This window comes from Nocardiopsis dassonvillei subsp. dassonvillei DSM 43111, from assembly GCF_000092985.1.
GTDB lineage: Bacteria > Actinomycetota > Actinomycetes > Streptosporangiales > Streptosporangiaceae > Nocardiopsis > Nocardiopsis dassonvillei.
On the sequence record NC_014210.1, the window covers coordinates 1,849,606 to 1,869,984 of the forward strand.

Sequence of the window (20,379 nt, forward strand, 5' to 3'; positions counted from 1 at the left end):
TGAGCACAGGGCGCTTAAGGGCACACCAAAACCTCCGTGGGTGGGATCCCCCCTATTTCCAGGAAACCATCACCACGCCACCCACGACCACCCCCAATCCCCACATGTGGAAAAACCAGCCGCCTCTAGAAAACCCGGGCACCACCGACCCACCCCGACCCAACCCACCCCGGCCCACCCCACCCCGACCCAACCCACCCCGGCCCACCCCACCCCGACCTCCTCCCGATCCGATCCACTCCGGTCCCTCCCGCCGCGCCCCACCCCGCCCCTCCCGGCCTCACCACCCCGGCGCTCACCACCCCGGGACGCCGAGGCGTAGGGACTCCGTTAGCGTTCGCGCCTCGCCCGCATGGAAACCGTTAGGACGCGCTCCGTCCGCTTTCGCGGGGACTTGCATGGGTTCGGGTCCTTCGGGACCCGCGTCCTCCGCCCTGGAGGACGCACCCGTCCGCGCCTTCCCTGGAGTTCCACCGTGCTCGACGCCGTCTACCTCCTCGGCGCCCTCGCCGTGTTCGCGCTCGTGGGCGTAATCGGCCGGGGGGTCGAGAAGCTGTGATCGTCCTCGACCTCCTGGCCGCCGCGCTCGCGGTGGCCGCGATCGCCTACCTCGTGTGCGCCCTCGTCAGACCGGAGCGGTTCTGATGACGGTGCTCCTCGCGGCCCTGCCCGTCGCCGCCCTCGCCCTGATCCTGGCCCTGCTGTACCGCCCGGTGGGCGACTACACGGCCCGGGTCTTCACCTCGCCCAAGGACCTGCGGATCGAGCGCGGGTTCTACCGCCTGGTCGGCGTGGATCCCCGCTCCGAGCAGTCCTGGCCCGCCTACCTGCGCGCCGTGCTCGCCTTCTCGGCGGTGGGCCTGGTCCTGCTCTACCTGCTCCAGCGCCTCCAGCACGTCCTGCCCCACGCGCTGGGCCTGCCGCCGGTCCCCGAGGGGCTGGCCTTCAACACGGCCGCCTCGTTCGTGACCAACACCAACTGGCAGTCCTACTCGCCGGAGCTGACCCTGGGCTACACCGTCCAGTTCGCCGGGCTCGCCGTCCAGAACTTCGTGTCGGCGAGCACGGGGATCGCCGTCGCCGTCGCCCTCGTCCGGGGCTTCGCCCGCCGCCGCTCGGGCACGATCGGCAACTTCTGGGTGGACCTGACCCGCGGCACGCTGCGTCTCCTGCTCCCCGTCTCCCTGCTGGCCGCACTGGTGCTCGTCGCGGGCGGCGTGGTGCAGAACCTCAACGGCTTCACCGAGGCCACCACCCTCACCGGCGCCACCCAGACCGTCCCCGGCGGCCCGGTGGCCTCCCAGGAGGCCATCAAGATCCTGGGCACCAACGGCGGCGGGTTCTTCAACGCCAACTCGGCGCACCCCTTCGAGAACCCGGCGCCCTGGACCAGCCTGTTCCAGGTCCTGCTCATGGTGATCATCCCGTTCACCCTTCCGCGCGCCTTCGGGCGGATGGTGGACAGCCACCGGCAGGGCTACGCGATCCTCGCCGCCATGGCCGTCCTGTTCACCGCCTCCCTGACCGCGCTCACCCTCCTGGAGGCCCACGGCGCGGGCACGGCGCCCGAGGCGGCCGGGGGCGCCTGGGAGGGCAAGGAGCAGCGGTTCGGCGTGTACGCCTCCACCCTGTTCGGGTCGGCGAGCACGCTGACCTCGACCGGAGCGGTGAACTCGATGTTCGACTCCTACACCGCGCTGGGCGGCATGATGCCCATGGTCAACATGATGCTCGGCGAGGTCGCGCCGGGCGGTGTGGGCTCGGGCCTGTACGGGATGCTCGTGCTGGCCGTCCTGGCGGTGTTCGTCGGCGGCCTGCTGGTCGGGCGCACCCCCGAGTACCTGGGCAAGAAGCTCGGGCCGCGGGAGATCAAGCTCGCCAGCCTGTACATCCTGGTCACCCCGACCCTGGTGCTGGCCGGTACGGCGCTGAGCTTCGCCGTCCCCGCCGTGCGCGCCGACGTCGTGGCCACCTCCCTCCTCAACACCGGACCGCACGGGCTCTCGGAGGTGCTGTACGCGTTCACGTCGGCCTCCAACAACAACGGCTCCGCCTTCGCGGGGCTGACCGCCGACACCCCCTGGTTCAACACCGCCCTGGGCGTGGCCATGCTGTTGGGCCGGTTCGTACCCGTCGTGTTCGTCCTGGCCCTGGCGGGCTCCCTCGCCGCCCAGGACAGGGTGTCCGCCACACCGGGGACCCTGCCCACCCACCGGCCGCAGTTCGTCGGCCTGCTCGTGGGCGTCACCGTCCTGGTGACCGCCCTGACCTACTTCCCCGTTCTCGCGCTGGGCCCCCTGGCGGAAGGACTGTGAGCACCGTGTCCCTGACAACGCACGCCCCCGACACCGACCGGCCGACCGGCGACGGTCCCGCCCCGAGGAACGCCCGGCGGGCCTTCGGCCCCCGCCAGCTCGCCGCGGCCCTGCCCGGCGCGCTGCGCAAGCTCGACCCCAGGTCGATGCGGCACAACCCCGTCATGTTCGTCGTCGAGGCGGGCGCGGCGCTCACCACCGTCCTGGCGGTCGCCGAGCCCTTCCTCGGCGGTCCCGAGCCCTCCGGCGGCTCCCCGGTCCCGGTCGGGTTCACCGCTGCCATCGCCGTCTGGCTGTGGCTGACGGTCCTGTTCGCGAACGTGGCCGAGTCGGTGGCCGAGGGGCGCGGCAAGGCCCAGGCCGACAGCCTGCGCCGCACGCGCACCAGCACCACGGCCAACCGGGTCCGCGCCTACGACCCCGCGGCCGACCCCTCCGCCGAGCACGCGGTGACGGACCCGGTCGCCTCCTCCGAGCTGGCCCCCGGCGACGTCGTGGTGGTCTCGGCCGGTGGACTCGTCCCCGGTGACGGCGACGTCGTCTGGGGCATCGCCTCGGTGGACGAGTCGGCGATCACCGGCGAGTCGGCCCCCGTGGTCCGCGAGTCCGGCGGCGACCGCAGCGCCGTGACCGGCGGCACCCGGGTGCTCTCGGACCGGATCGTGGTGCGCGTCACCTCCCGGCCGGGGGAGACCTTCGTGGACCGGATGATCTCCCTGGTCGAGGGCGCCTCGCGCCAGCGCACCCCCAACGAGATCGCGCTCAACATCCTGCTGGCGAGCCTGTCGGTCGTCTTCGTGGTCGTCGCGCTCACCCTGAGCCCGATCGCCGCCCACGTGGGCGCGCCGGTGAGCGTGCCCGTCCTGGTCGCCCTCCTGGTGTGCCTCGTCCCCACCACCATCGGCGCCCTGCTCTCGGCCGTGGGCATCGCCGGAATGGACCGGCTCGTGCGCCGCAACGTCCTGGCCGTGTCCGGCCGGGCCGTGGAGGCCGCCGGGGACGTGAGCACCCTGTTGCTCGACAAGACCGGCACCATCACCCACGGCAACCGCAGGGCGAGCGCGTTCCTGCCACTGGAGGGCGTGCCCGAGGCGGACCTGGTCCGCGCCGCCGCCCTGTCCTCCCTGGCCGACCCCACGCCCGAGGGCACCTCCGTCGTGGAGCTGGCCGCCGCGCGGGGGGCCGACGTCGGCCCGGCGGCCCGGGGCGAGGTCGTGCCCTTCACCGCCCGGACGCGGATGAGCGGCCTGGACCTGCCCGACGGCACCCGCATCCGCAAGGGGGCCGCCTCGGCGGTCACCGCGTGGGTCGGTGAGGAGGGCCCGGTCGGCGCCGTGGTGCGCACCGACCTGGAGGCGCTGGTCGTCGACGTCTCGCAGGGCGGGGGCACCCCGCTGGCCGTCGCCGTGCGCGAACCCGGGGGAGGGGCCCGCGTCCTCGGGGTGGTCCACCTCAAGGACGCGGTCAAGGAGGGCATCGCCGAACGGTTCGCCGAACTCGGGGCGATGGGCATCCGCACCGTCATGGTCACCGGCGACAACCCGCTGACGGCCCGGGTGATCGCCGCCGAGGCCGGGGTGGACGACTTCCTCGCCGAGGCCACCCCCGAGGACAAGCTCGCCCTCATCCGCCGCGAGCAGGAGGGCGGCGCCCTCGTCGCGATGACCGGCGACGGCACCAACGACGCCCCGGCCCTGGCCCAGGCGGACGTGGGCGTAGCGATGAACACCGGCACCTCCGCCGCCAAGGAGGCCGGGAACATGGTCGACCTGGACTCGGACCCGACCAAGCTCATCGACGTCGTGCGGATCGGCAAGCAGCTGCTCATGACCCGCGGCGCCCTGACCACCTTCTCCATCGCCAACGACGTCGCCAAGTACTTCGCCGTCATCCCCGCGCTGTTCGCGGGCGCCTTCCCCGGCCTGGCCGCGCTCAACGTGATGGGGCTGGGTTCTCCGGCCTCGGCCGTCATGTCCGCGGTCGTGTTCAACGCGCTCGTCATCGTCGTCCTGATCCCGCTCGCCCTGCGCGGCGTGCGCCACCGGCCGCTGAGCGCGTCCCGCGTCCTGAGCCGCAACCTGCTCCTCTACGGCCTGGGCGGCGTGGTCGCCCCCTTCGCCGGCATCGCACTGATCGACCGCGTCGTCAGCCTCCTCCCCGGATTCTGACGCGCTCCCACGGGAGGCAACACCCACCATGAGCTCCACACGCGCCATCCTGCGCCAGTTCGGCGCCGCCCTCCGTGCGGTGCTGGTCCTGACCCTCGTGCTCGGCCTGGCCTACCCGCTGGCCGCCACGCTCCTGGCCCAGACCCTCATGCCCGCCCGCGCCGACGGCTCGCTGCTGCGCGCGCCGGACGGGACGGTCGTGGGGTCCGCGCTGATCGGCCAGTCCTTCACCGGCTCCGACGGCCGTCCCCTGCCCGAGTGGTTCCAGTCCCGGCCCTCGGCCGCCGGGGACGGCCACGACGCCGGGGCCTCCGGCGGCAGCAACCTGGGCCCGGAGAACCCCGGGCTCGTCGCGGCGGTCGAGGAGCGCCGGGAGGCGGTCACCGCCTTCGAGGGAGTGGATCCCGACCGCGTCCCAATGGACGCCCTGACCGCGTCCGCCTCGGGTCTGGACCCCCACATCAGCCCCGAGTACGCCCTGCTCCAGGTGCCGCGGGTGGCCGAGGCGCGCGGCCTGCCCGAGGGGGAGCTGCGGGCCCTGGTCGGGCGTAGTATCGAGGGCCGGGACCTGGGATTCCTCGGCGAGGAGAGGGTCAACGTCCTGGAGTTGAACATCGCGCTCGACCGGTGGGGAAGCTGATGAGGCGGGGACGGCTGCGGGTCTTCCTCGGGGCGGCCCCGGGAGTGGGCAAGACCCACACCATGCTGGAGGAGGGCAGGCGCCTGCGCGACGAGGGCCGCGACGTGGTGGTCGCCATCGTGGAGACCCACGGCCGCGAGGCCGTCGCCGCCCTGCTCGACGGGATGGAGACCGTCCCCCGCACGGCGGTCTCCCACCGGGGCGTGGGCCTGACGGAGATGGACCTGGACGCCGTCCTGGCCAGGCGGCCGCAGGTCGCCCTGGTCGACGAGTTCGCCCACACCAACGCCCCCGGCGCGCGCCACGGCAAGCGCTGGGAGGACGTGGCGCGGCTGTGCGCCGCGGGCGTGGACGTCATCACCACCGTCAACATCCAGCACATCGAGTCCCTCAACGACGTGGTCCAGCGCATCACCGGGGCGCCCCAGCGCGAGACCGTCCCGGACCGGGTGCTGCGCGCGGCCGACCAGATCGAGCTGGTCGACCTCGCGCCCCAGGCCCTGCGCGACCGGCTCGCGGCGGGCCGGGTCTACCCTGCCGAGCGCATCGACGCCGCCCTGTCGAACTACTTCCGCCTGGGCAACCTCACCGCGCTGCGCGAACTGGCCCTGCTCTGGCTGGCCGACGAGGTCGACAGCGCGCTGATGGACTACCGGGCCGAACACCGCATCGACAGCACCTGGGAGGCGCGCGAGCGCGTCGTGGTCGCCCTCACCGGCGGCCCCGAGGGGGAGACGCTGCTGCGCCGGGGCGCGCGCATCGCCGCCCGCTCGGGCAGCGGCGAACTCCTGGCCCTGCACGTCAGCGGCCAGGAGGGCCTGCGCGACGCCCGTCCCGAGGCTCTCGCCGCCCAGCGCGTCCTGACCGAGCGGCTGGGGGGCACCTTCCACCAGGTGGTCGGCGACGACATCCCCCGCTCGCTGGTGGAGTTCGCCCGCGCGGTCAACGCCACGCAGCTGGTCATCGGCATCAGCCGCCGCGGCCGCCTCCTCACCGCGCTCACCGGACCCGGGGTCGGCGCGACCGTCATCCGCGAGTCGGGCCCCATCGACGTGCACATGGTCAACCACGCCGCGGCCGCCAGGGGTCCGGCCCTGCCGCGCCTGGGCGGGGCGCTCAGCCTGCGGCGCCGCCTGGCGGGGTTCGCGCTCTCGCTCGTGGCGGGACCGCTCCTGACCTGGATGCTGGCGGCCGAGCGCAGCCCGGAGGCGCTGGTCGCGGACGTGCTGACCTACCAGCTGCTGGTGGTGGTCGTGGCGCTGGTCGGCGGCATCTGGCCCGCGCTCTACACCGCCGTGATGTCGGCCGTGACGCTGGACCTGCTGTTCATCGAACCGGTGCTGCAGATCAGGATCGACCACCCCGTCCACCTGGGCGCCCTGGTCCTGTACGCCCTCAACGCGGTCCTGGTCAGCTACGTCGTCGACCAGGCCGCGCGCCGCACCCGCGCCGCCCAGCGGGCCGGGGCCGAGTTCGAGCTGCTCGCCACCGTCGCGGGCAGCGTCCTGCGCGGCCAGGACGCCCTCAGGGCCCTGGTCGGCCGCACCCGCGAGGCCTTCGCCCTGGACGCGGTGCGGCTGCGCTCGGACGGTGCGGTCCTCAGCTCCGCGGGCGAGGCCCCGCCCGGTGCCGAACCCACGGTCGTGGCCGTGGGCGAGCGCGCCAGCCTCGAACTCCACGGCGCCGAGCTCGGCGCCTCCGAACGGCGGCTCCTGGAGGTGATCGCCACCCAGATCGACGCGGCCCTCGAACACCAGGACCTGCGCGCCACCGCCAGCGAGGTGGGCCCGCTCGCCGAGAACGACCAGGTCAGGAGTGCCCTGCTCTCCGCGGTCAGCCACGACCTGCGCCGTCCGCTGGCCGCCGTGACCACCGCGGTCAGCAGCCTGCGCCTGTCCGGGGTGGACTGGTCGCCCGGCGACCGCGACGAACTGCTCGCCACGGCCGAGGAGAGCCTGGCCACGCTCACCGCCCTGGTCACCGACCTGCTGGACGTCAGCAGACTCCAGGCGGGCGTGCTGGCGGTCTCCGCCCACGACACCGACGTGGACGAGGTGATCCTGCCCGCGCTGGACGAGCTGGGCCTGGGCCCCGCCGACGTGGACCTGGAACTGGACCCCGACCTGCCCGCCGTGCGCGCCGACGCCGGGCTGCTCCAGCGGGCCATCGTCAACCTCCTGGCCAACGCCGTGCGCTTCTCCCCGCCGGGGCGCGGGGCCCGCGTGGCCACCAGCGCCTTCGGCGCCGCCGCCCAGATCCGGGTGATCGACCACGGCCCGGGCGTCTCCCCGGACCGCCTCGACCAGCTCTTCGTCCCCTTCCAGCGGCTGGGCGACACCGACAACACCACGGGCCTGGGCCTGGGGCTGGCGCTGTCCCGGGGGTTCGTGGAGGGGATGGGCGGGCGGCTCACCGCCGAGGACACCCCCGGCGGCGGGCTGACCATGGTCATCTCCCTGCCCCTGGCCGAGCGCCCCGGCCCTGGGGAGGACGCGTGAGGATCCTCGTCGCCGACGACGACCCGCAGATCCTGCGCGCCCTCAGGGTGACCCTGCGCGCCCGCGGCTACGACATCGTGGTCGCCACCAACGGCGCCGACGCCCTCAACGCCGCCGTCGACCAGCGCCCGGACCTGTACGTGATCGACCTGGGCATGCCGCACCTGGACGGGGTGGAGGTCATCGAGGGGCTGCGCGGCTGGACCAGCGCCCCGATCCTCGTCGTCTCCGGGCGCACCGACTCCGTGGACAAGGTCCAGGCGCTCGACGCGGGCGCCGACGACTACGTCACCAAGCCCTTCGCCATCGACGAGTTCCTGGCGCGGGTGCGGGCCCTGACCCGCCGGGGCGCGTGCGGCGACGCCGAACCGCTCGTCAGGCTGGGGGAGCTGACCGTGGACCTGTCGGCCAGGACCGTGACCCGCGAGGGCGGTTCGGGCGCGGAGGGCGTGCGGCTGACCCCCACCGAGTGGCGCATCCTGGAGATCCTCATGCGCCACGCCGGGAAGCTCGTCACACGCCAGAGGCTGCTGGCGGACGTGTGGGGGTCCGAGCACGTCACCGACACCGGTTACCTGCGCCTGTACGTCTCCCAGCTGCGCAAGAAGCTCGAACCCGACCCCAAGGCGCCGCGGTTCCTCATCACCGAGCCCGGCATGGGGTACCGTTTCCAGCCCCCCGGATGACAAGCGCCGCACGCGTGGTTCATCGTTGTGTTGAGCGGCCGTGGACCCGGGGGGACCGGGCACCCGAGCCGAGGAGGCCGTGCCACGGGGCACGCCGCGGAAGAAGGAAGTGAGAACGATGGGTTTCGGGGCACGTGAGATCCTGATCCTCCTGGTCATCGCGCTACTGCTGTTCGGAGCCAAGAAGCTCCCGGACCTGGCGCGCTCCCTGGGCCGCAGCGCCCGCATCCTCAAGGCCGAGACCAAGGGCATGCACGACGACGCCGACGGCGCGCGGCCCGCCGAGCCGGAGCGGGCCGCCGCGCAGCCCCAGCCCCGGCAGCCGGTCGCGCAGCCGACGCTGGAGGGCAGGATCATGACCGCCGAGGAGTACGGCACCGCGCGGCCCCACACCGCCGGGAGCTGAGGCCGCCTCGCGGGCCCTTCCTTCGGGGATGCGCGGGGGCGTGATCCGGGATGACCGAAATCCGGGGCCTTCGGCGGGAGCGGCGGGGCGCCGCACGGGGCCGCCAGAAACCTGGTGGCCGGCTGGTGCGGCGGCGGGGCCGGTGTGGGTAGTGTGACCCATCAGGTACCCCGGCCGGGCCCGCGGTCCGGTTCGGGAAGCCCGTAGCCACACCGCCGTGCGCCGTTCCCGCCCCCGTGGCCGACGGGAGACGAGCGCACCGGGCACGGCGCGCTCCGGCGCACCCCGCGCCCCCGTTCCCGCTAGGACTCCCATGCCCCCACACATCGCCCTCCTGGTCAACCCCAACTCCGGGCGGCGCCGCGCGGCCGTCGTCGCGGTACGCCTCAAGGAGGCGCTGCGCGAGGCGGGAGCCAGAGTGCACGTCTACACCGGCCGCTCGGCCGCCGACAGCCGCCGCATGGCCCGCCTGGCCGCCTCCGACCGCCCCGACGCGCTCGTGGCCGTGGGCGGGGACGGGCTCGTCCACCAGGCCCTGCAGGCGGTGGTGGGCACCGGGGTCCCCCTGGCCGTGGTCCCCACCGGGACCGGCAACGACATCGCCCGCGCCTTCGGCCGCCCGAGAGGGTCGGCCAGGGACGTGGCCGAGGCGGTCCTGCGGGGGCGCACCCGCCCCGCGGACGCCGTGCGCCTGACCCTGGCCGACGGCACGCAGCGCTACTTCCTCAGCGTCCTGGCCTGCGGCTTCGACGCCCGGGTCAATGAGCGCGTCAACGGGTTCCGCCACCGGATCGGCCGCGCGGGGTACGTGGCCGGAATCCTGGCCGAGCTGCGCTCCTTCCACCCCATCGACTACGACATCGAGGTGGACGGGCGCCGCATCGCCGAACCCGGGATGCTCGTCGCGGTTGGCAACACCAGCGCCTACGGCGGCGGCATGCACGTGTGCCCCGACGCCGTCCCCGACGACGGCCTCCTCGACGTGGTCTTCGTCCGCCAGGCCCCGATCGGCCGCTTCCTGAGCGTGTTCCCCCGCGTCTTCAACGGCAGCCACACCGGCCTCGACGAGGTGGTGGTCGAACGCGGGCGCACCGTCACCATCCGCGGCGCGGCGGGCGTCGCCTACGCCGACGGTGAACGCGTCGGGGAACCGCCACTGGTCTGCGAGGTGACCCCCAAAGCGGTCGAGATGTTGGAGCTGACCTCATAGGCTGGAGGCCATATGAGTAGTCACGCTGAGCGGTACGCCGCCTTCCGTCGGCGCCAGGGGTCCTCCAGCGCCGCCATCGAGGCCTTCCAGGGCCTCTACGGGTTCGAGTTCGACCCCTTCCAGATCCGGGCCTGCAAGGCGCTGGAGAACGGCCACGGGGTGCTGGTGGCCGCGCCGACCGGCTCCGGCAAGACCGTGGTCGGCGAGTTCGCCGTACACCTGGCCCTGGGCGAGGGCACCAAGTGCTTCTACACCACGCCCATCAAGGCGCTGTCCAACCAGAAGTACAACGACCTCGTCAAGCGCTACGGCGCCGACCAGGTCGGCCTGCTCACCGGTGACAACAGCGTCAACGGCGAGGCGCCCGTGGTGGTCATGACCACCGAGGTGCTGCGCAACATGCTCTACGAGGGCTCGTCCACCCTCGGCGGACTGGCCTACGTGGTGATGGACGAGGTGCACTACCTCGCCGACCGCTTCCGCGGCGCGGTCTGGGAGGAGGTGATCATCCACCTGCCCGAGTCGGTGCGCATGGTCGCCCTCTCGGCCACCGTCAGCAACGCCGAGGAGTTCGGCGAGTGGCTCCAGCAGGTGCGCGGCGACACCACCGTCATCGTCGACGAGAAGCGGCCCGTGCCGCTGTGGCAGCACGTGATGGTCGGCAACCGCGTCCACGACCTGTTCGTGGACATGGAGGAGGACACCGGCCCCGGGTCCGGGGACGGGGAGGAGCGGGAGGGCTCCACCGGGCGCGCCAAGAAGCGCAGGCGTGAGCGCCGCCGCCAGGGCTGGCAGCCCCGCGAGATCGAGGTCGGCGGGCAGAAGCTGCGGATCAACCCCCGGCTGACCCGGTTCGCCGAGGAGGACTCGCGCATCACCCAGCTCGCCAACCGGCGCCGCCACCCGCAGTCGCGGGCCCGCGGCAACGTGCGGCCGCGCTCGCGGTTCGCGCCGCCCTCACGGCCCACCATCATCGAGGAGCTGGACGACGACGGCCTGCTGCCCGCGATCACCTTCATCTTCAGCCGGGCGGGGTGCGACGACGCCGTCCGCCAGTGCCTGGCGGCCGGGCTGGTGCTCACCACCCCGGAGGAGGCCGACGAGATCCGCGAGTACGCCGAGACGCGGTGCGCCGACATCCCGCCCGCCGACCTGGCCGTGCTCGGCTTCGAGCAGTGGCTGCGCGCCCTGGAGGCGGGCATCTCCTCCCACCACGCCGGGATGCTGCCCACCTTCAAGGAGATCGTCGAGCACCTGTTCTCGCGCGGCCTCATCCGCGCGGTGTTCGCCACCGAGACCCTGGCCCTGGGCATCAACATGCCCGCGCGCACGGTGGTCATCGAAAAACTCGACAAGTGGAACGGCGAGACCCACGCCCAGCTCACCCCCGGCGAGTACACGCAGCTCACCGGACGCGCAGGGCGGCGCGGCATCGACGTGGAGGGCCACGCGGTGGTCGTGTGGCAGGCCGGGACCGACCCCGAGTCGGTGGCCAGCCTCGCGGGCACCCGCACCTACCCCCTCAACTCCAGCTTCCAGCCCTCCTACAACATGGCGGTGAACCTGGTCGGCCAGGTCGGCCGTCAGCGCAGCCGCAACATGCTGGAGGCGTCCTTCGCCCAGTTCCAGGCCGACCGCGCCGTCGTGGGCCTGGTCAAACAGCTGCGCAAGAGCGAGGAGGCCCTGGAGGGCTACGCCCAGGCGGCCGAGTGCCACCTGGGCGACTTCATGGAGTACGCCGCGCTGCGCCGCGCCCTGAGCGACCGCGAGTCCATGCTCTCCAAGAACCGTTCGGCCCGGCGCCGCGACGAGGCCCTGGAGAGCCTGGAGAAGCTGCGCACCGGCGACATCATCCGCATCCCCTCGGGCCGCTACTCCGGACACGCGGTCGTGCTGGACCCGGGGCTGCGCCACGACCTGCCCGCGCCCCTGGTGCTCACCGTGGACAAGCAGGTCAAGCGGGTCAACGCCAGCGACTTCACCGTGCCGGTGCACCCCTCCGGGCGCATCCGCGTGCCCAAGTCGTTCTCGGCCAAGTCGCCGCGCTCGCGCCAGGACCTGGCCTCCACGCTGCGCAACAAGCTCAAGGAGCGCGGCACCGACCCCGTCTACGAGCGGGGCTCGCGCGACGCGGGGGAGGACTCCGAGGTGCTGCGCCTGCGCGGGGAGATGCGCCAGCACCCCTGCCACGGGTGCGCCGACCGCGAGGACCACGCCCGCTGGGCCGAACGCTACTTCCGCCTGCGCCGGGAGACCGACGGCCTGCGCCGCCGGGTGGAGGGGCGCTCGCACGTCATCTCCCGCACCTTCGACCGCGTGTGCGGGGTGCTGGACGACCTGGGGTACCTGGAGGAGGACAGCGTCTCCGACGACGGGTCGCGGCTGGCCAAGGTCTACTCCGAACTGGACCTGCTCGTGGCCGAGTGCCTGCGCCGCGGCCTGTGGAAGGGGCTGACCCCGGTCGAGCTGGCCGCCTGCGCCGCCTCGCTGGTCTACGAGGCGCGCCGGGGCGACGACGCCTACCCGCGTCTGCCCGGCGGGCGGGTGGACGAGACGCTCGCGGAGATGGTGCGCCTGTGGGGCGAGCTGTCCGAGGTCGAGTCCCGGCACCGGGTGTCGTTCCTGCGCCAGCCCGACCTGGGCTTCGTGTGGACGGCGCACCGGTGGGCGGGCGGCGACCGGCTGGACGCCATCCTGCGCCAGGCGGACATGCCCGCCGGTGACTTCGTGCGCACCGCCAAGATGCTGGTGGACATGCTCGGCCAGATCGCCGGGGCCAGCGGCGACGCCGAGGTGCGCACCACCGCGCGCAAGGCCGGTGACCTGGTGCGGCGCGGGGTGGTGGCCTACTCCTCGCTCACCTGACGCGCCGACCGGACCGTCACCGGTGTGACCGGGGGTTCCGGCCTGCGGCGGCCTGGCCCCCGGCGGCGCGACGGGCCGTCGGCGGCGCCCCCGGGAGCAGGGTCGTCCCGGCGGCCCCGTCCGGTCGCCGCTCCGGGCACGTCCGGGTCCGCTCCTCCCGAGCCCGAGCCCGAGCCCGAGTACGGGCCCGGGAGGGCTGTCAACGCGGGGCCGGCGGGGGGATCTCCCCGGACCCGCGCACGACGAGCGCGGTGGGCACCCGCTCCTCGCGGGGCGGGCCGTCGTCGCCCGCGATGCGCGCGAAGAGCCGCCGCACCGCCAGGGCGCCGATGCCCATCACGTCCTGGGCGATCACGGTCACCCGGGGCGTGAGCAGGTCGGCCATGGGGAAGTCGTCGAAGCCCACCACCGCGACGCGCTCGTGCAGGCCGCGTTCCTGGAGGGCCTGGATGGCGCCGATGGTCACCAGGTTCTGGGCGGTGAACAGGGCCGTGGGCGGGTGCGCGGAGTCCAGCAGCGCAACGGTCGCCCGCGCCGCCGCGGCGGAGCCGCCCAGGCCGCACACCACGCGCCCGGGGCGCTCGGGCAGGCCCCGCTCGTCCAGGGGCGGTCCGGTAGCCGGCCAGGCGCTCGCCCGCCGTGCTGATCCCGCGATCGTGGCCCAGGAAGGCGATCTCGGTGTGCCCGTGGTCGGCCAGGTGCAGCACCGCCTCGCGGGCCCCCTCGGCGTTGGCGGCCATGACCGCGTCGGCGTCCAGGCCGCGCGGCGGGCGGTCGGCGAACACCACCGGGGTGCCGGTGCGGATCTCGCGGTGCAGGTAGGCGTGGTCGGGCGCGGCCGGGACCAGCAGGATGCCGTCCACCCGGTGCAGGGTGGCCGCCCGCACCAGCTCCAGTTCGCGCCGGGGGTCCTCGTCCAGGCTCCCGGACAGGACCAGGGTGCCGTGCTCGCGGGCCACGTTCTCCACCGCCCGGCTCAGCGTGGCGGAGAAGGGGTTGGCCACGTTCTCCAGCAGCAGGGCGATCTGGCGGGTGGCGCCGTCGGTGCGGCGCAGGCTGGAGGCGGCCAGGTTCGGCCGGAAGTCCAGCTGGGCGACGGCCCGCATGACGCGGTCGCGCAGCTCCTCGGAGACGGTGGAGACGTCGTTGACCACGCGCGAGACCGTCTTGACGCTCACCCCGGACAGGGCCGCGACGTCGCGCATGGTGGCCCGGCGCACCGGGTCCGCCGTGGGCCGACCGCCGTTGTGGTCCACCGCTACCAACCCCCTCGTCCCGACACCGGCCGCGGCCCCCCGGCACGGGGGCGGGGCGCCGCGCGCGGTGCCCCGCCCGGGGGCTCAGGGAGGTCCGGGCACGCGCGGTCCCATTGTGCCCCAGCGACCCCGGCCGGTGAGCGGGAACGCCGCAGACGCCTCCCCGTCGGCGCAGGGGAATCGGGGGCGCGTGGACGGAGGAAGGCGTCCGGGTGGCGCACGCCACACGCGGAACACCCCGGTGGCGTGCGATGTTGGACGCGATGGCGGACCCCGGTGGCCGGAGCGGCACCCGGAGGGGGTCATCATGGAGAGACACGGGACCCCTGGGCCTGTAGTTCGCAAGACACCTGAAACGAGGCTTGAGCAGTGCTGCGCACCCTCATCAACGGCAAGATCCACCGCGCCACGGTCACGCAGGCCGACCTGCACTACGTCGGGTCGGTCACGATCGACGCCGACCTGATGGACGCCGCCGACATCGTCGACGGCGAGCAGGTCCACATCGTCGACATCGACAACGGCGCCCGGCTGGTCACCTACGCGATCACCGGCGAACGCGGTACCGGCGTCATCGGCATCAACGGCGCCGCCGCCCGGCTGGTCAGCCCGGGCGACCTGGTCATCATCATCTCCTACGCCCAGCTCACCGAGGCCGAGCGGGCCGAGCACGTCCAGCACATCGTGCACGTGGACCGCGACAACAGGATCATCTCCCTGGGCGAGGACCCGGCCGAGCCGGTGCCGGGCAGCGCGCTGGTCTCCGGGCGCTGAACCCGGGCCGACCGAACCCGGTCCTCCCCAGCCGGAGCGCCGGACCCGGCCCCGCCCGCCGGACTCCCCACGGTGCCCGCGCCGACGCCCCCCGCGTCGGCGCGGGCACCGTCTCCGTATGGGGGTGTCCTCGCAGGCGGGACGCGCCTTCGGAGCGGGGGTGCGGCGCCCGCGCGGCTCCCGGACCCGCTTTCGTGCGGCCGAAACCTCCGAAGCGGGAGACCGAATCCCGTGTTCGGCAAGGGTCGCAGGTCACTGGTGCCGTGGCCGGTTCCGGCCTGATCACCCCTGCCCGTGCCGGGTATGTCCTCCATCGGCATGGACAGGACTGGGGAGCAGGAACAGCGCCGGATCGCCGAACACATCGAGTGGCAGAAGCAGGGTGCGTGGGTGGTCCTGTGGGGTCCCTACACCCGCTGTTTCTGGGCGTTCGCCTGCTGGCCGGTGATCCCCGCGGGCGGTGTCGTCATCAGCGCGCGCGACCCGCACACCCTGTACTCGGAGATGCGCTACGTCGAGCGCGAGCACGACTACCTGCGGTGGCGCTACGGACGTCACTGAGCGGCGTCCGTCAGGGGCGGTGTTTACGACATGGCGGACATAACACGCTTCTGGCTAGGATTCCTCCGTTGGTAGGACCAAACAGAGGACGCACGCGTGTCGACACACACCGCTCAGCCAGGGGACGCCCTCACCGAGTCCGAACGGGCCCGGCTCCAGCGGCGCACCGTCCTGGTCCTCATGCTCGCCCAGGTGGTCGGGGGCGTGGGCATGGGCGCGATGATCGCGGTGGGCGCGCTCATCGCCCTCGAACTCACCGGCTCCGACACCTGGTCCGGCATGGCCACCACCATGATCACCCTGGGCGCCGCGGTGTTCGCCCTGCCCCTGGCCTCGCTGGCAGCCCGGCGCGGCCGCCGACCCGGCCTCGCGCTGGGCTGGATGCTCGGCGCGCTCGGCGGCACCGTCGTCATCGCCGCCACGGTGCTGGAGGCGTTCGCGCTCTTCCTCGTCGGCATGGTTCTGGTCGGCGCCGGGACCGCCACCAACCTCCAGGCGCGCCACGCCGCCGCCGACCTGGCCTCCGAGCGCAGCCGCGGCCGGGACCTGTCGATCGTGGTCTGGGCGACCACCGTCGGTTCGGTGGCGGGCCCCAACCTCACCGGCCCCGGCGCGCGCGTGGCCGACCTGTTCGGCCTGCCCGCCCTGCTGGGCCCGGTGCTGTTCACCACCACCGGGTTCGTCCTGGGCGGACTGCTGATCCTCGCCCTGCTGCGCCCGGACCCGCTCCGCGCGGCCACCGCGGACCGCCCCTCCGGCGGCGCGGCCCCCTCCGGAGCCCGGCTGTCCGTGGCCGGGGCGCTGCGGGTGGTCGCGGCCGGCCCGGGGGCGCTGCTCGCGGTGGTCGGCATCGTGGCCAGCCACACCGTGATGGTCGCGGTCATGACCATGACGCCGGTGCACATGTCGCACCACGGAGCGGCGCTGACCGTGATCGGCCTGACCATCTCCCTGCACATCGCCGGCATGTACGCCCTGTCGCCGGTGGTGGGGTGGCTCACCGACCGGTTCGGGCGGGTGCCCGTCCTGCTGGCCGGTCAGGGGATCCTGATCGCCGCCGCGGTGGTGGCGGGCACGGCCGGGCACGATGAGGCCAGGGTGACGGTCGGTCTGGTGCTGCTGGGGCTGGGGTGGTCGTTCGGGCTGGTGTCCGGGACGGCGCTGCTGGCGGAGTCCCTGGCGGCGGACGTGCGCCCCCGCGTGCAGGGTGTGAGCGACCTGGTGATGAACCTGGGCGGCGCGGCGGCGGGCGCCCTGTCGGGTGTGGTGCTGGCTCAGGCGGGCTTCGGCGGCCTCAACCTGTTCGCGGCCGTGTTCACCGTGCCGGTGTTCGTGCTCGCCGTGCGCGCCCGGCTGGCCCGGGCGGACCGGCGGGAGCGGACCGGGGAAGCGCGCTGACCGCCGGTCGGCCTGTCGCCGCCGAGCGCGGTGACCGGGCTCCGCGGCCCCTGTCGTGCGCCCTTTGCCCGGGCCTTACCGAAAACGCCCCGTGACCTCCACGCGCGGGCCCGCCCCCGCGGTTACCGTGCAGGCGTGAGGCGCCCGACGGCGGTGAATCGGCGGGCGGACCGCGCTGACATGAGGGGTGTTCTCAGTGTCCGATCGGGAGTCCGAGGGTGTGCCGCCGGAGCAGTCGGGACAGCGCCCGGACCCGGTGAACCACCGTCCGCCGGAGGAGTGGCGTCCCGGCGACGCCGGTGACCCGATCGAGGGCGGGCCGCAGCCGCCGGGGGAGCCGCCGCACCGCTTCCCCCGCAGGGAGACGCCGTCCGGAGAGGACCGGCCCGCGGGAGGCGGAGAAGGCGGGTCCCCGCGCGGCCCCCAGGACGCGCCGCCTCCTGGCGGAGCCGACGGAGGCCCCCGGGAGCCGCTCGCGCCGCCCGGGGAGGGACAGCCCCCGCGCGGCCGCCACGAGAGCCCTCCCCCGACGGGGGCCCACGCCTACGGGGAACCCCCGGTCGGGCGCGCCCCCGGAGACGTCCCCCCGGGCGGGCACCCGACGGGCGCGCCGCCCGAACCGGTGACCGGCGAGCTCTCCGAGGGACCCAACGGTCCCGGTCAGGCAGGATACGAACACGCGGGCTACGCCCCCGGATACGGGGAGTCGGACGGGCCCGCGCCCGGCGCGGGCGGTCAGCCCCCCGGCGGGCCCCCGGGCGACTTCAGCTCCGGTCAGGGGCCGGGCTACGCCGCGGCGGGCGGCTACCCCTCGGGTCAGGGGCCGGGGTACGCGCCGGGGCGGGCCGGCGGTTACGGACAGGCCTACGGTTACGGGCCGGAGCCCGGCGCGGGCCAGGGCTACCCGCCCCAGGGCGGCTACGGGCCGCCGGAGACCAGCCCCACCCCGTGGGGGAAGATCCTCGGCATCGGCTGCGGCGTCCTGCTGCTGCTGATGTTCGTCATCGCCGGGTGCACGACCGTCGCCCTGTTCGCGGCGGCCCACAGGCAGCCCCCGGCACAGGAGACCGAGTCCCGGCAGGAGGGCGGCGAGGCGGCCGGGCCCCGGGTCGAGCTCACCGCCTCACCCGCCGACTTCGACCCCGGGCCGCTTTATACCGAAGGGGATTACACCAGCATCGACGTGTCGGTGACGAACACCGGCCAAGAGGACATCGAGGTCAACCCGCTCTACTTCCGGGTCGTGGACGCCCGGGGCGACCAGCACAGCACCTCCGAGGCCGTCGGCATGGACGCCGACGAGATCGGTGCGCGCACGCTCGCCCCCGGGCAGAGCGTCTCGGGGGTCATCACGGTGGAGGGCGACGTTGACCCCGAGACGGTGGTCTTCTCCCCGTTCTTCGGCGAACCGGTGGAGGTGCCGGTCAGCTGACCGGCGGCGCCGGGGGAGGGCTCAGGGGGCCAGCGCCGGGTCGCGCAGCCACTCCGACAGGTCCTGCTGGCGCTCGCCGTCGCACTTGAGCGGGCACGTGGTGCAGTAGCCGTGCTCCGGGTCGCCCTTGTAGTCGAAGCAGCAGGTGCCCCGCACCGCCCAGGTCCCGCGGGGGTGGTCGGGGGCGAACGGGAACAGGCGCGGACGCCTGCGGGTCACCGCGCCCGCCGCGACCACCGCGTCGCCCAGGCGGGTGGCCAGCTCCCAGGCCTGTCGGGGGTCGCGGCCCAGGTAGCGGGCCGGGTTGAGCATGTAGAAGTGCAGGGTGTCGAGCACCCAGCCCCACAGCGTGCGCTTGCCCGAGCGCGTGTGCCCGTGCAGGGCGTCGATGATCGGCTCGAACGTGGCGAACAGGGCCTCGGCGGCCATCCGCAGCTGGGCGTCCTCGTCCTCGGCGACCACGGTGTCGGGGTGGCCGACGGCGGGGTCGTCCGGCAGGACCGCGGTCCGCGTGCCGACCGAGGCGGGCGTGCCGAAGCGCGCCAGCCCGGAGTCCCAGGGCAGGTAGAGGGTGTCCGGGCTCAGCAGCGGGGCGCGACCGGTCAGGTACAGCGAGGCCGAGACCAGGAAGATGGGCTCGCGCAGGGTCACCCGCAGGAAGTTCGTGGCGGCGGGGAGGCGGTGGCCGGGGCCGTGCTCGCTGCGGAGGCGGTCGTACAGGACCGGCAGCCAGCCGTCCTCGGCCATGGCGCCCGCCTGGTGCCAGTGCACGCGGCCGCGGGGAACGGCGGAGAGCTCCTCGAAGGAGAGCAGGTCGGGCAGGGGCGCGAACTTCAGCGGCGCGCAGGCGTCGCGGAACGCGTCGAGCGGGTCTGGTGTCACCGCTGAACCTGCCCTTCGTCGCACGATGTCGTCATGTCCGGGGGTCGTGTGAGTGCAGTGACCTTCGGGGGACGAATACATCTGCGCCTCTTAAGTGAGGCTACCCTAACGAGCACGTGTGCCGCAATGATCATCGGATTATCCCCTAACCGAAACGCGGGCAAAAGATGCAGGTCCGGACGGTTTTCTCCGGATACGGGTCAGGGATGGCGTAGGTCACCGGTGCCGTTTTCGCTGGCTCTGCGGTGTGACGCGGGTGTCTGAAGGGACAGCAGAGACAGACTCACGCGTCCCTCCAGCCCCACGCGGGGACGGTGCCGAACGCGGACGCCCGGGGCCGCGCACACCGCCCGGACGCGGCCGAGCGGGGCACGGGCCTGGGCCGGACGCGGTCGAGCCGGTCGCGGGCCTGGACCGGTCGCAGACGCCGCGGGCCCGGGGATGCGCCGGGGCCCGCCGGAGGCGCCGTCCGAGGCGGGTACACGGAAGGGACCCTTTCCGCGGTCGGGCCGCGGGGAAGGGCCCCTGCGGAGGGTTCAGGCCGCGGCGCGCGGGCGCCGCCCGCGCGGGCGGCGGTACTTGAGCCACCACTCCACCAGCAGCAGCGGCACGATCCAGGACAGGAAGGCGTTGGCCGGGGCGATGGCCAGCCCCAGCGCATCGGCGTCGCCGCCGTAATCGCTCTCCAGCCGGGGCAGATGCGCCATGACCAGCACGACGGTGAGCACCCGGCTGAACGCGATGCCGTAGATGAGGGCGAAGCTGCGCAGCATCCACTCGCGGTGCTGGGCGAAGCGGCGCCGACGCGCCATCCGGTAGCCGATGACGGTGAAGGACAGCCACAGGAGGGCCCAGATGACGTTGCTGATCTGGACGCTGGTGCCGAAGTGGCTGAGCGGGGCGATGAGCAGCCCGGGGACGCCCACGAGCGGGATTCCGGCCAGGACGTAGACGCGGCCGCTCCAGCGGTGCACGGCCGGGTGGCGGGCGCGCAGCCACGGCCACACCTGGAGGATCACCAGCATCGTCAGCAGGGAGCCGCCGAAGACGTGGGTGACCAGTACCGGGTAGTACCAGGCGACGTCCCCGGGGAGGCCCACGCGCGCCTGGGCGGGGTCCAGGCCGAGGTAGGGCGGTAGGGCGTAGACCAGGAAGGTCGCGCTGAACAGGGCCAGGGGCAGGATCCAGGGGCGCTGCCACCAGCGGGGGCCGGGGCGCTGGGCGGTCCGCTCCGGAGGGGCGGCGGTCGCGGTCATGTCGTTCGTTCCTCTGCGGGAGACGGGTTACG

At 73.9% G+C, this 20,379-nt stretch carries 15 protein-coding genes and 1 pseudogene; 13 read left to right on the plus strand and 3 right to left on the minus strand.

The window, feature by feature from the left end:
- Nucleotides 1–555: 555 nt before the first annotated feature.
- From NDAS_RS27865 to NDAS_RS07540, 9 genes are all read left to right on the plus strand, one after another.
- Complete coding sequence (locus NDAS_RS27865; RefSeq protein ID WP_081461707.1) at nt 556–645, plus strand: potassium-transporting ATPase subunit F; 90 nt, start codon at nt 556–558, stop codon at nt 643–645.
- On the plus strand, nt 645–2,315 hold the full coding sequence (gene kdpA, locus NDAS_RS07505; RefSeq protein ID WP_013152547.1) for a potassium-transporting ATPase subunit KdpA: 1,671 nt from the start codon (nt 645–647) through the stop codon (nt 2,313–2,315). The genes NDAS_RS27865 and kdpA overlap by 1 nt, the downstream gene beginning before the upstream one ends.
- On the plus strand, nt 2,312–4,483 hold the full coding sequence (gene kdpB, locus NDAS_RS07510; protein ID WP_013152548.1) for a potassium-transporting ATPase subunit KdpB: 2,172 nt from the start codon (nt 2,312–2,314) through the stop codon (nt 4,481–4,483). Before kdpA ends, kdpB begins: the two co-directional genes overlap by 4 nt.
- 28 nt (nt 4,484–4,511) lie before the next feature.
- On the plus strand, nt 4,512–5,123 hold the full coding sequence (gene kdpC, locus NDAS_RS07515; RefSeq protein WP_013152549.1) for a potassium-transporting ATPase subunit KdpC: 612 nt from the start codon (nt 4,512–4,514) through the stop codon (nt 5,121–5,123).
- A complete protein-coding gene (locus NDAS_RS07520) occupies nt 5,123–7,621 on the plus strand; it encodes a sensor histidine kinase (protein ID WP_013152550.1) in 2,499 nt (832 codons plus the stop codon). Before kdpC ends, NDAS_RS07520 begins: the two co-directional genes overlap by 1 nt.
- A complete protein-coding gene (locus NDAS_RS07525; RefSeq protein WP_013152551.1) occupies nt 7,618–8,307 on the plus strand; it encodes a response regulator in 690 nt (229 codons plus the stop codon). Before NDAS_RS07520 ends, NDAS_RS07525 begins: the two co-directional genes overlap by 4 nt.
- Before the next feature lie 118 nt (nt 8,308–8,425).
- A complete protein-coding gene (gene tatA, locus NDAS_RS07530; RefSeq protein ID WP_013152552.1) occupies nt 8,426–8,713 on the plus strand; it encodes a Sec-independent protein translocase subunit TatA in 288 nt (95 codons plus the stop codon).
- A gap of 313 nt (nt 8,714–9,026) precedes the next feature.
- Nucleotides 9,027–9,923, plus strand: coding sequence for a diacylglycerol/lipid kinase family protein (locus tag NDAS_RS07535; RefSeq protein ID WP_013152553.1), 897 nt, complete (start codon nt 9,027–9,029; stop codon nt 9,921–9,923).
- A 12-nt stretch (nt 9,924–9,935) separates the two neighbouring features.
- Nucleotides 9,936–12,788, plus strand: a complete 2,853-nt coding sequence (locus NDAS_RS07540; protein ID WP_013152554.1) for a DEAD/DEAH box helicase — start codon at nt 9,936–9,938, stop codon at nt 12,786–12,788.
- A 199-nt stretch (nt 12,789–12,987) separates the two neighbouring features.
- Here the strand turns inward: NDAS_RS07540 and NDAS_RS07545 are convergent.
- Nucleotides 12,988–13,993, minus strand: a pseudogene (locus NDAS_RS07545) (LacI family DNA-binding transcriptional regulator).
- Between the two features lie 420 nt (nt 13,994–14,413).
- Here NDAS_RS07545 and panD point away from each other — a divergent pair.
- The 4 genes from panD (at nt 14,414) to NDAS_RS07570 (ending at nt 18,209) form a co-directional block, all read left to right on the plus strand.
- Entirely contained in the window at nt 14,414–14,818 is a 405-nt protein-coding gene (gene panD / locus NDAS_RS07555; protein ID WP_013152555.1) for an aspartate 1-decarboxylase, read from the plus strand.
- Nucleotides 14,819–15,121: 303 nt separating this feature from the next.
- A complete protein-coding gene (locus tag NDAS_RS07560) occupies nt 15,122–15,379 on the plus strand; it encodes a hypothetical protein (protein WP_013152556.1) in 258 nt (85 codons plus the stop codon).
- Between the two features lie 96 nt (nt 15,380–15,475).
- Nucleotides 15,476–16,777, plus strand: a complete 1,302-nt coding sequence (locus tag NDAS_RS07565; protein WP_013152557.1) for an MFS transporter — start codon at nt 15,476–15,478, stop codon at nt 16,775–16,777.
- Nucleotides 16,778–16,973: 196 nt separating this feature from the next.
- Nucleotides 16,974–18,209, plus strand: a complete 1,236-nt coding sequence (locus NDAS_RS07570; RefSeq protein ID WP_013152558.1) for a DUF4352 domain-containing protein — start codon at nt 16,974–16,976, stop codon at nt 18,207–18,209.
- Nucleotides 18,210–18,230: 21 nt separating this feature from the next.
- Here the strand turns inward: NDAS_RS07570 and NDAS_RS07575 are convergent, their stop codons facing one another.
- On the minus strand, nt 18,231–19,091 hold the full coding sequence (locus NDAS_RS07575) for a (2Fe-2S)-binding protein (RefSeq protein WP_013152559.1): 861 nt from the start codon (nt 19,089–19,091) through the stop codon (nt 18,231–18,233).
- Between the two features lie 536 nt (nt 19,092–19,627).
- Nucleotides 19,628–20,347 (minus strand): DUF2306 domain-containing protein, encoded by a 720-nt coding sequence (locus tag NDAS_RS07580; RefSeq protein ID WP_013152560.1) that lies wholly within the window; start codon nt 20,345–20,347, stop codon nt 19,628–19,630.
- Nucleotides 20,348–20,379: the final 32 nt, after the last annotated feature.